The 10,583-nt window shown below is 55.1% G+C and carries 11 protein-coding genes; all 11 read right to left on the reverse strand.

Features of this window, described 5'->3' with window-relative positions; genetic code table 11:
* Positions 1–21: 21 nt before the first annotated feature.
* The 11 genes from MDG893_RS14870 to MDG893_RS14915 all read right to left on the reverse strand — a co-directional run bounded on the left by MDG893_RS14870 (position 22) and on the right by MDG893_RS14915 (position 10,407).
* Positions 22–654 (reverse strand): hypothetical protein, encoded by a 633-nt coding sequence (locus tag MDG893_RS14870; protein WP_050776512.1) that lies wholly within the window; start codon positions 652–654, stop codon positions 22–24.
* Positions 618–1,109: a hypothetical protein gene (locus tag MDG893_RS20530; protein ID WP_007154635.1), complete on the reverse strand. Its 492-nt coding sequence runs from the start codon at positions 1,107–1,109 to the stop codon at positions 618–620. The genes MDG893_RS14870 and MDG893_RS20530 overlap by 37 nt, the downstream gene beginning before the upstream one ends.
* Complete coding sequence (locus MDG893_RS14875) at positions 1,106–1,399, reverse strand: hypothetical protein (protein WP_167319400.1); 294 nt, start codon at positions 1,397–1,399, stop codon at positions 1,106–1,108. Before MDG893_RS14875 ends, MDG893_RS20530 begins: the two co-directional genes overlap by 4 nt.
* A 136-nt stretch (positions 1,400–1,535) precedes the next feature.
* Positions 1,536–2,147 carry a hypothetical protein gene (locus tag MDG893_RS14880; RefSeq protein WP_007154637.1) on the reverse strand — a complete coding sequence of 204 codons (612 nt, stop codon included), beginning with the start codon at positions 2,145–2,147 and terminating at the stop codon, positions 1,536–1,538.
* 32 nt (positions 2,148–2,179) lie between these two features.
* Positions 2,180–3,136, reverse strand: coding sequence for a formylglycine-generating enzyme family protein (locus MDG893_RS14885; RefSeq protein ID WP_244264437.1), 957 nt, complete (start codon positions 3,134–3,136; stop codon positions 2,180–2,182).
* 10 nt (positions 3,137–3,146) lie between these two features.
* Positions 3,147–5,258 carry a LysM peptidoglycan-binding domain-containing protein gene (locus MDG893_RS14890; protein ID WP_007154639.1) on the reverse strand — a complete coding sequence of 704 codons (2,112 nt, stop codon included), beginning with the start codon at positions 5,256–5,258 and terminating at the stop codon, positions 3,147–3,149.
* Positions 5,258–6,070 carry a DUF4123 domain-containing protein gene (locus MDG893_RS14895; RefSeq protein ID WP_157132854.1) on the reverse strand — a complete coding sequence of 271 codons (813 nt, stop codon included), beginning with the start codon at positions 6,068–6,070 and terminating at the stop codon, positions 5,258–5,260. The genes MDG893_RS14890 and MDG893_RS14895 overlap by 1 nt, the downstream gene beginning before the upstream one ends.
* A 1-nt stretch (position 6,071) precedes the next feature.
* Positions 6,072–8,192 carry a type VI secretion system Vgr family protein gene (locus tag MDG893_RS14900; RefSeq protein ID WP_007154641.1) on the reverse strand — a complete coding sequence of 707 codons (2,121 nt, stop codon included), beginning with the start codon at positions 8,190–8,192 and terminating at the stop codon, positions 6,072–6,074.
* Between the two features lie 108 nt (positions 8,193–8,300).
* Positions 8,301–9,107, reverse strand: coding sequence for a 3',5'-cyclic-AMP phosphodiesterase (gene cpdA, locus MDG893_RS14905; protein WP_007154642.1), 807 nt, complete (start codon positions 9,105–9,107; stop codon positions 8,301–8,303).
* Positions 9,108–9,302: 195 nt separating this feature from the next.
* On the reverse strand, positions 9,303–9,788 hold the full coding sequence (locus MDG893_RS14910) for a DUF1249 domain-containing protein (protein ID WP_007154643.1): 486 nt from the start codon (positions 9,786–9,788) through the stop codon (positions 9,303–9,305).
* A gap of 1 nt (position 9,789) precedes the next feature.
* On the reverse strand, positions 9,790–10,407 hold the full coding sequence (locus MDG893_RS14915) for an NUDIX domain-containing protein (protein WP_007154644.1): 618 nt from the start codon (positions 10,405–10,407) through the stop codon (positions 9,790–9,792).
* Between the last annotated feature and the right edge of the window lie 176 nt (positions 10,408–10,583).

The following is a 10,583-nucleotide window of genomic DNA, read 5'->3' on the forward strand; positions in this document are numbered from 1 at the left end:
GCAGAGGCTCATGCCTCTGCCTTACATCACCGATTCTTTAAGTTCTCCATGGTTACTTGAGGAAGCCACCTTTGCCCTATAGGCCTCCATGGAAATCTTTCCAATCTGAGGTGTCAGCTTGCAGGTGCGTTTATCCCAAGGGTACTCCGCCTGGCGCTTCAGCCATTCGGCTCCTTCACCCTGCTTCCAGGCTTCCAGATCCAGGTCACGCCAGAACCGGGGATTGCGACCGGTGCGCTGGTCATGCTCCGCCGTTACCGGATCTAGGTGGCGGAAGGGTTCCAGTCTCGGCACATCCGACAGGGGCTGGGAGACATCCATATACCGCTGCAGCATATCCCACAAAGCCATTACTTCTTCCTTGGTCGGCTCAATCCGGCTCAGGGACGTCTGGCTGAATTGCTTACCGGTGTATCGGTGAACAAACATCAGGCGGTAGAAGATACCACCATGCTGGACCACGCGCTCCACGTAGGCATCAAACGCCTCGAAGGGCGCGGTCAGTTTCTTACCTCCCGGTAGAGCGAAGCTGACCTCACCCGTCTCACGGTTGAAGGCGCTTTCGCCTGCATCCAGGCCACGATCCAGGAGCTTGCCAAGTAGTTTGTCGAATGGTCTCAGTAGCAAGGCGAAACCGCCCATGACCCAGGGCATTGTTTTATCAGGATATAGAAAGAGGCTGCTATCCAGGCAAAACCAGCAAAGAGAATCCAAAAAAACTTTAAAACTTTAGGTATATCTACCAAATCAGCGAAATATAACGCCAATATTCCGCCACCACCAACCAAAGCAGTGCCCCATACATAGGGAATAAATAGCAGCAAAGCCGAAAAACCAATAAATACTTTCCCGTTAAGGAAGCGAATCTGACGCTGGTCCCACCACCACTCTCCAGAGGAAAAGCCATCCGGGTCGTTCTGATCTTGGTGTTGGGTGGCACCTACATCTTCGCACACCCGGTGATAAGGCTCGATTCCTGCGTAATCACCGACAGGTTGAAGATCCTCACCTACCCGTTCACGTTTCTTTGGGGACTTCGGCAATGCGGGGATTTGATCGGCCCGGAAACCGGTTTTCCCTTGGCGATGGGTTTGACCACTCTCACTCACACGGCAACCTCTTTCACTGCCCAGTAGGGCACTGGCTCATTGTCGAACGGGTTCAAAGCTTGGGGCTGTTTGTCCGGCAGCGAACTATGGCGACTGGTATCAAACGCCTCGTAATCATCCAGTACCGGCATAGGGACCCTGAATGACCCTATTTCGCTCTCGATAAGTGCCTGCAAAACCACCCTCAGGCTGATCGTTCGCCTTTCACTATGACCAAACGCATGAGTTTCACCACCAGCCAAGTTTCGTTCTGTCAGAAAATGTACAGCGTGATCTTCCGGTTCGGGCACCCAGGTCACCCGTGAATGGTTATTCTTCACGAACATCGCCCGTTCAGTAGTATGCGACCTGCTAGGCAACACTTTGTCGGAAGAAAAGGGGATCGGAATGAAACCAGGAGCATGGATTGATGCAAAGCAAAAACCGCTAGAGCAGTTGGCTGATTTCGGCTCCGTCCGGAATCTGGGAGGGGCCGTCTGGTTCCCGGCCTTTGAGCATATTGGCAAGCCGACGCTCCCGCACTTTATAAACCGAGGGGTCCAGGCGGAGCACCTTCAGCGGCAGGGGATCACCCTCTCGTAACTTATCAAACAGCCCGGCCTTGCTGAGATAATAAGCACCACTGTAGTTTCTTCCGTTGAACTGGAAATCATACTCTACGAGCAAATTGCACAGGTGATAGCCCTCACCCATGGGATTGTTATTATGGTCGTACTCCTGATGGAACTGACATTCAGTCGATTTACCGGTCAAGATCCCATCGACCTCAACCCCATATTTTCGCAACAAGGCCTGGTCGTAGTAGTAACTCACGCTGGAGCGAGCGGTGACGAAAGCTGTGACAAACGTTGCCGATCCAATCAGAGCGAACAGGCCACCGAAAGCCATGGCTCCCACTTCGCCAAAGCCAGTAGCAAAGATGCCCCCTCCGACAAGGCCAAAAGCCAAGCCGATTCCAAGCAAAATGAAGAAGGAACTGGCGTTGTCTTTTACGGCCGACCAGAGCAGCGACCAGTCGGTTCCAGACTTTCTTTGCACTTAGAAGCTCCCTTTCGTATCTGGACCACGATTTAGTTGATTGGCTTGGGAGAATTGACCACGCAGCGGAAGCCATTGCCAGGTGCATCCAAAGGTCGCCCGGATCTCGCGAAGACCGTGCCACCCCCACCGAAGTGGTCTCCCCTGCCAGCCCAATCCCTGACCGTTTTGCGAGGGTCGTTTGGATCCACGGGGTTTGCTGGACCGGCAGGATTACGATGAGGGGCATGTTGGTAATAATCTTCCTGAAACCAGTCCTGCGTCCATTCCGACACGTTGCCAGTCATATCATACAAGCCCAGCGGATTTGGAGGATAACTACCCACAGAACGCCGTTCAAACTTAGCGGAAGAGTGCATTAGCGTATTGCCTGAAGGTGGAATAGATGGATCAACATACTCTGTCGGGCGCTGCAGATAGGGATCCGTCTCAACTCTTCCCGAATCGGTAGCATAGGGAACGTCCTGACCTCTATTTCTAGCAGCAAACTCCCATTGAGCTTCTGTAGGGAGCGCAAATGGCAACCCGGCTTTTTCAGCCAGCCACTGGCAAAACCCCTCTGCTTCAACATAGTTTGGCGACCGGGCCGGCTTTCGGTGGTAATGTGGCGACAGTGGGTCATCCGAAGACTGTATATACTTTCTTGTAGACACTTTTTCCGTGTACTGATCAAGATGACCGACATCCTCAAGGTAGACACGGAATTCTCCCCAAGTAGTTTCATAACGGGAGATTGAATAACTATCCAAGGTTACATTGACAGCAGGTCTGGAATGCGAAGCCAGAGTGACATAGGGCCTCCCCGATTCATCTCCGATATCTCCTAGCTCGAAAGTGCCACCCTTAACGTACACCTGATTGTCAACGGCCTGCTTGACAACCGACTCAATCGCTTCAGGTTCAGGGCTATCGCTAAAGATCTCGCAACCGCTCACTCCCACAACAATCGATAGCATGAAGGCGGTGCGACAAAGATATTTCCAATTCATTGTAAGTTCCCTAGGCAAGGCCACAGATACGACAAGCGCCGAATGGATCACGCTGAACGGGACGGCCCGCAATAGCTTTCCGATTTTTAAGCTGGCGAATAAACAAGTTCCTTTCGGGTTTGCTCTTACCCACAAACTCGAACAAACGCTCAAGGTTTCGATCAAGCTGTTCCGTTTTCGCCTGTCCGTCACTATTCATGCGTTTCAGGGTTTCCTCAAAGTCACGCCAACCCTGAAAGCTCTCCATAGCTTTTTTAACCGCACCGATCTTTATTTCCCTATCCTCTGAGAAACCAGGTGTGAGCCACCAGTCGTAAAGAATGGCATCCAGCATGACCCCTTTCACTTCCGGAGGGGAGTGCATGAAGACAGCTTCCTCTCCCCGCACCAGATCATTCGAAAGGTTCTCTGCAAGCTTATAGCTCTTCTTTTCCATATCCCGACCGGAGAAGAAATCTTCAATATATTCCTGCACATAAAGCACAGTACCATTTGCAAGCTCTGAGGCAGTTTGAACGCCAGAAAGGCCTTTGCTTAAGGAAAAAAGCGCTAAACGTTTATACCAAACAAAGGCTTCCGTATCTGGGTCAAACAATTCCAGATATCTAAAATCGACCTCGAGCAAAGCATTGTAAATAAAGTGGATCATTTTAAAGATCTGATTGACACCCACTTCTAGAATGAAACTGCCCGCAGCACCCACCCCCAGAACCAAGCCCGCGTGAAGGTTAAAGTAGAATTTGCCAGTCCGATCACTGAACATTAGCCGCGCCTCAAACTCACCTGCTGCCCCCAACGCAGCCTCGACCTTCTGGCCAATCTTACAGAGCGTATCCCAGTTGCTGTCAGCGGAGAGCACGTCCTGCCAGCGCAGTTCACCTGTGAGCTCACAACCACCGCGAATGCCGGCAAAGACGTTAGCCTCGCCCCCCATGCTCTGACCTTTCTTTCGGGCGGCGATGCCTTTGATCTTCGGGATGCCCTCTGAGCTATCGACATGTATATTGCCTGCCAAAATGGCGGACGCACCGGCAAAACCTGAGGCTGTAATCGCGAGAGCAGCCTGAAAATGCCCGAGAGATTCATGCTTTAGCGGGCCATTCCAGCCACCTTCCCGGTAATAAACACGGATTTCACTTCGGTTGCTTGCAGGGAAGGCCTGCTCAATGGTGACTTTCCCTTCGGCAAGCGCATACTGAGCTTCCGCCTTGGCCTGGAGATGCACTTTCCCGTTAGCGGGGTTAATTTCTGCATACCCGCTCGCTCCAGCGGCAAAGCGCATGAACTGTGCCTCGGCGGAGGCATCAAAACCCGTTTCAGCTACCTGTTTTTCCTGGTTCTTCCCCCAGATTGACCAGGTTGCTTCATCGTAAAACTGATTGAGCGACTGCATGATAGCCCCATTCGGGTCAGGGCTCCCCAGCTCTAGATTCACTTTCACCTTGAGCTTGCTTTGCAGTGAATCCGCAAGTTTTCCGCCATCAATACCGTCCTCTGTTAGCCAACCCTCACTGCGGGCTTTGTCCCGGGCAGCGATACTGTAACGACGCGGGTGGATTTTCATCTTGTCGGAGCGCACATAAGTTCGGTGTTTTTTGCCAGACAAACGCTTGATTTCGGTAAGCTTCGGTGTTGTTTGCACGCCTTCCGGAATCGCTCCCAAATCCGCTAGATGTTCAATGATTTCCTGCTTGCGTTGCTGGACTGGTGTCAATACCTGACCCTCGCCTTCCGAAGGTGTGCTATCGGCGTCCTCTGTGCCCTCAGAAAGGCTCTCAAGCTCGGAATAGAAAGCTTCGATCAACTGACAAATAGCCTTCTCTTCCGCATCCAGCTCTTTCTCTTCTTCCTCTGTCAGCAGGATCAGCTCATTAGACCCGGTCGCGTGGTAGATCTCCACGACCTTGTCCTGACAGGGTGACTGCTCGACGGCTTTGCCCGGCTCCGAGCGCGCTGTGATGACCTCGTCGGCGGCAGGAACTGCGAGTTTCTGGCCCGGATTTATCCGATTGGGGTTTTCTATTGAAGGATTCAGACGAAGCAAGCGAGTAACCGTTGCGTTGTGCTGTCTGGCTATAGCGGACAGGGTGTCCCCAGAAACAACTTCATAGCTTGCAGGCATTATGTATCTCCATATGACATCATGCTGTCGATTATCTCCAACCGCTGCCCCGCTGGTTTGTCTTCCGACTTCAGTACAGCCAGAGCGTTCGGCTCTTCCAATCGCTCGCCGTAATAGCAGGCGAGCTCAGCATAGGTGGCGATGTCCCCTTGGGCTTGGAAGCCAAACGATCTGGCCCTCAGCACGATCTGGTCGATTTTAGACATTGACTCTGGAGTGACTGGCCACCCGGCCTGATGAACTAACTTTTTCCGGAACACAGCTTCATTGCAGGCTTCAATCGCGCGGAGATGTTCCTCTCTAAGCTGGAACCATCCCTCATTCGACGCCTCCTGACTCTCACTTGTGCCCGGAACCTCAACGGTTTTCCACCCGTCTACCGGTGCAAAATAGTGCCACCTCGTAACCGGTCCGCTGAATCTCGTCAGCTCGTGATCTGAAAATGATGACAGAAGGGGTTCAATCTGGCTCGGGGAATAGAAACGGAGATAGGCGAGAGCCCCGTCCGGCAACCGTACACTGATCAGACTACGCAAATGATTTCCGAGCATATGAATATCTGCACTCGATTCGATAGCAATTCCATCCGATCTCCAATTATTCACGTCTCCCCGCAACCGACTGTTTTCAGAAGGGCGGACAATACAGGGGCTGACTTCTTTAACCGGCTCGTGAGGCGTACTTCGGTACAAAAGATCCATTTCAGGTCGGTCATCACGCTCGTAAATGAACCGGGGGGCATCGATCCGTGCCCCATCCAGAATCAGGAATAGGTCACCGCTATGAGTTGCTCCAAAATCGGGAAATGTCACGTCAAACCTCCCCGGCACATGCACAGGGCTCGGAGGTGCAGATGCCATCTTCCTGTCGCCCACATTGCCTACTCAGAGCGACATCATCCCGAGCAACCGCCTTGAGCTTCGACACCGGACTCGGTTGGGGCGAAGCATTGTTGCGCTGTCCAGTTTCCGCCAGGGTCCCTTCCCCCTTGTTGAATCCTTCTGCACTTAAACTCTTCGGTACATCCGGCGCTTGAGCTGCTACAGGGGTGCCCGCACCCGGCCCACCCCCGGAATTCATCTTCACCATGGGCCCTGAAACGGTCACACCACTGGGATCCACCTTCACAAAACTCCCCCCAGCCTTGAGGGTCACTTCCGCACCCGCCTCGATCACGATTTTCATGCCGGCCTTGTGGTGGATTTCGCTGCCGGCTTCGATGAGCTGGTTCTTGCCCTGTTTGCTGTGATGGCTGCCGTTGACGGTGAGGCTGACGTCGCCGCCGATGGACTCCCGCTTCTCACCATCCACCGTGGTGTGGTCATTGCCCTTGATGTGGGCCTTGCGGTGGTTGTCCACGGTCAGGTGGCTGTCGTTTTTGATGACTTCCGTGCGGTTGTTCTCCGTCAGCAGGTCCAGGTCTTTCTGGGCATGGACGTAGATCTGTTGCTTATCCGCTTCGTCTTCAAACCGAAGTTCGTTGCTGCCCTCGCCCTTATGGGTCTGGGTCTTGAGGGTGGTTCTGGTTTTATGTTCCGGCAACGCATACGGCGGTGTGTTGGTGGCGTGGTAGGTTCTTCCGGTAATGATCGGCTGGTCCGGATCGCCGTCCAGGAAGCTGACGATGACTTCGTTGCCGATTCTCGGCAGGGCCATGAACCCATACTGGCCACCGGCCCAGCCCTGGCTGACTCTGAGCCAGGCGCTGCTGTGCTCGTCGTTGTTACTGTAGCGGTCCCACGGGAACCGGACTTTGACGCGTCCGTGTTCGTCGCAGTGGATCTCTTCGCCTTCCGGTCCGGTGACAATGGCAATCTGGGGGCCGTCCATCATCGGGCGGTGGTCCACCTGGGGCCGCCAGGTCCTGTCCGCCGGGATGGCGTTGAAGGCGTTGTGGTAGGTGGTGGCGCCGTTGTTGCCGTCCTCTTCCAAAGCCTGGGGTTGTTCGCCGGTGTGGGTGATGCTGGTGAACAGCCATTCCCGGTTCAGGCGCGGGTTGTCGTGGTCGGTGAGTTCGACTTTGGCACCCACGGTGAAGTCGGGGCGGTTGCTCTGGCCATCGGCGATGGCGGCGTCGTTCCTGAGGGCGTCCAGCCGGGTTTCGGTAAAGGGCTGGCCGCTGGCATCCGCTTTGAAACGGCCGGGGTAGTCGTAGTGCTGGTAGTCTTCCCGCTGGCCGTCGAGTTTGTCGGCCTGGTGTTCGTGCATCAGGGCATAGGCGGGGTTCTTGAAGGTGTAGTCCTTCATGGCCACGGAGGCGGCCCGGACCCGTTCCCGGTAGCGGAACTGGTAGACGGTGCTCTGGCGGGTGCTGCCGCCGGCCTTGGCGTTGTACTCCACCGGGTCCAGTTTGGGGGCGTCGCCGTGGTGGTCGGCGATGATGAGGGCGGATGGCTCTTCGCCATTGACGTCGCCGTGGTTAAACCGATAGTGCCAGCCTTCTTCGGCGGCCAGCCGTTCGACAAAGGCCAGGTCGCTTTCCCGGTGCTGGACGCAGTATTCCCGTTCTTCGGGGGTCCGTTTCAAATCAAAGACGGTGTCGATGATGCCCCGCTCTTCCAGCAGGGTGCGCACGATGGTGTCGGTGCTCTGGGTCTGGAAGATGCGGCTGTTGTGCATCAGGTCGAGGCGCCACAGCGGGGGCTGGACGATGACGTCGTAGCGGGTGCGGCGGTGGCCGGAGTCGCCCCGAACGAATTCGTTGACCACGCCGGTAAAGCGTCGCAGCGGTACTCCGTCCTGCCACATCACCAGGTCCACGGGCTGTTCGAGCACGTCTTCGGGGGCGATGTCGGGCGAGGTACTGGCCAGTTCCAGCTTGCAGTGGCACAGCTTGGAGAGGGTCTCGGTCAGCTCGAAACGGGCGACCACGAACAGGTCTTTGGGGAGTTGGCCAAGGGTGGCCGTGAACTGCAGTCCGGTTGCCTGGGGCATGTCTTCGATCCCTGAAGAAGTGAATGTCTCTTGCTCGTCCTGAGCGAAGCCAGAATTATATACGCAATAAGGTGGTTATTAACAGGCCGACCGCCGATCAGCAAGCAGCTAATATCCGGTGCTGTTGCTATCCAACTCGAACACAAAATCCGTTGCGCGGCTGACCTCGGTGGAAAATTCGCCCGACGGCCGCAATTCAAACCACCGGTACCCCGGTGCCTTATCTTCCACCGAAAATTCCACGGAACCGGCCGTAAACTGTATGCAGGTAGACGGCGTCGCCAGCAGGCGTGCACCCTTGCGGGTTTGATCCAGTTCCTGGTGGATATGCCCCCAGAGGACGATTTTTACCTGCGGAAAACGGTCTATCACCTGCCAGAAAGCGTCTCGATTGCGAAGCCCGATCGGTGACATCCAGCGGGTATCGATTTCGATCGGATGGTGATGAAGAGCGATCAGAGCGGGCAGATCGGGATTGTCACTCAGCGTCGTCTCAAGAAACGCCAGTTCAGACTCCGCCAACTCACCAAATACCTTACCGGGAACCGAGGTGTCCAACAGCACAAACTGCCACCCACCCTGAAGAATATGGCGCTGATCAGCTCCTCGTTCGGCGGCAACACGTGATAACAGTGGCGAATCGTCATGATTACCGGCCATCCAGGCCGAGTCACACTGAAAGACGTTCAGTTTGTCGCCAAACAGGCGGTAGGCTTCTTCGCTCGCGTCCTGGGCAATATCACCCGTAGCGAGGATCAGGTCCGGCTGGCCATGGTTCCGGAAAACCTGAGCAATCACGGCATCGAGGCTATCCCTCGTATTGACACCCAGCAGCCCACCCGCCGGATCGGCCATCAGGTGCGGGTCAGTCAGTTGTAGCACCCGGAGGGCACGCTGGTTGTCGTTCTCTGTCATGGCACTCGTGGTTCTTGCGTTTGCGCAACACACACCGGTGAAGCAGACCTACTGGCAGGTTATTGAGTTTTTTCGCCGGCATCCAGAATATTCATCACATTCTGTTCAGGCTTTCCCAGGCAATTGCCGGTTTTGACAACTCTCGCACAGTCTACGAGCACTCTATGCCATTGGATGCAGAGCAGACATACAACCTTAGTCCACGCCCTCTCCGGCGGACCAGGCGGCATGTTCCATCGGCAAGTGGCCGAAACGCAGGCAGTAATCAAGCCAGTCGGCCAAGAAACTGTTGACCTGAACTTTCTCGTCCGGGTGGTGCATAAAGCGGTTCGGGTAGTCGTTCACCGGAGCTATCTGCCGGTCGCGGTAGCAGCTGATCACCTCTGCCATGGTGGCATCGTGATAGACCCGAACCGTTAACTGGGGATTATTCAGCCAACGCCCGGAGTTGTGAACCTGCTCAAGCAGCAGGGTTTCCGTAAACTTTGTGGTTTGCAGCACTTCGATGCGAACACGGCCCAGGTACTGGTCCTCACGGTGAAGCTCGAATTCACAAACGGGGCGGCCTTTCGCCTCCAGCCTCCGCAGGCGATGAAGCCGCATGTAATTTCCATCACACAGCGCGCCGAAACGTCTCAGATCCGGTACGTAGCGCCGGGGTTTCATGACCCACTCTGTCATATCAGCTCCAACCTTCCCGCAAGCGCGGGCGATTCAACTGCAACCACTGCAGCGCGATGATCGCGGCAGCGTTATTGATACGTCCATCATAAATCATTGCGATGGCTTCGTCGGCGCTGAATACGTGAGCACGGATATCTTCATGTTCGTGCTCCATACCAAACAGACCACCCGCCGACTCGGTGCTGATGCGACCGCAGTAGAGGTGAATCAGCTCCGTACTTCCGCCGGGAGACACCAAATAGTCACAGATCTTGTTCAGCGGTTTGAAGGTCAGGCCGGCTTCTTCCTGGCCCTCTCGCTGGGCGACGTCTTCAGGCGACTCACCCTCCTCGTTCATGCCGGCCACGAGTTCCAGTAGCCACGGGGACTGCTTCCGACCCAGAGCACCGAGGCGGAACTGTTCGAGAAGAACAACTTCGTCACGATCGGGATCGTAGGGTAGTACGCAGGTAGCGTCGCCACGGATGAACAATTCGCGGGTGAAGGTTGGCATTTGCCCGCCGTCAAAGCGCGGATGTGTCAACCAGAGTTTGTCCATGCGGAAGAAGCCATGGAACACGGTTTCGCGTTTTTCGATTTTTACGTCGCGGTCTTTAAACTGGAACGGTTTGGTCATTTCAGATCTGTTTTTGAGAACGATTCTGAACGATAGCCGGTGTTTTGGTTTGGGTGCAAGCCTTGTTGCGGACTGACTTGGGTGCAAGACCACGTGGGGCTAGCCTCCCAAAACACGCTCAAGCCCATTCCATGGGGCGCTTGGGCTCCGCCATCCATGGCTCCGCACAGTTTTGG

The organism is Marinobacter algicola DG893, assembly GCF_000170835.1.
GTDB lineage: Bacteria > Pseudomonadota > Gammaproteobacteria > Pseudomonadales > Oleiphilaceae > Marinobacter > Marinobacter algicola.

Bases quoted from the DNA above. Each gene is read 5' to 3' on its own strand.
- MDG893_RS14870 (WP_050776512.1), bottom strand. From the start codon at position 654: ATGCCCTGGGTCATGGGCGGTTTCGCCTTGCTACTGAGACCATTCGAC.
- MDG893_RS14915 (WP_007154644.1), bottom strand. From the start codon at position 10,407: ATGACCAAACCGTTCCAGTTTAAAGACCGCGACGTAAAAATCGAAAAA.
- MDG893_RS14900 (WP_007154641.1), bottom strand. From the start codon at position 8,192: ATGCCCCAGGCAACCGGACTGCAGTTCACGGCCACCCTTGGCCAACTC.
- MDG893_RS14885 (WP_244264437.1), bottom strand. From the start codon at position 3,136: ATGAATTGGAAATATCTTTGTCGCACCGCCTTCATGCTATCGATTGTT.
- cpdA (WP_007154642.1), bottom strand. From the start codon at position 9,107: ATGACAGAGAACGACAACCAGCGTGCCCTCCGGGTGCTACAACTGACT.
- MDG893_RS14890 (WP_007154639.1), bottom strand. From the start codon at position 5,258: ATGCCTGCAAGCTATGAAGTTGTTTCTGGGGACACCCTGTCCGCTATA.
- MDG893_RS14910 (WP_007154643.1), bottom strand. From the start codon at position 9,788: ATGACAGAGTGGGTCATGAAACCCCGGCGCTACGTACCGGATCTGAGA.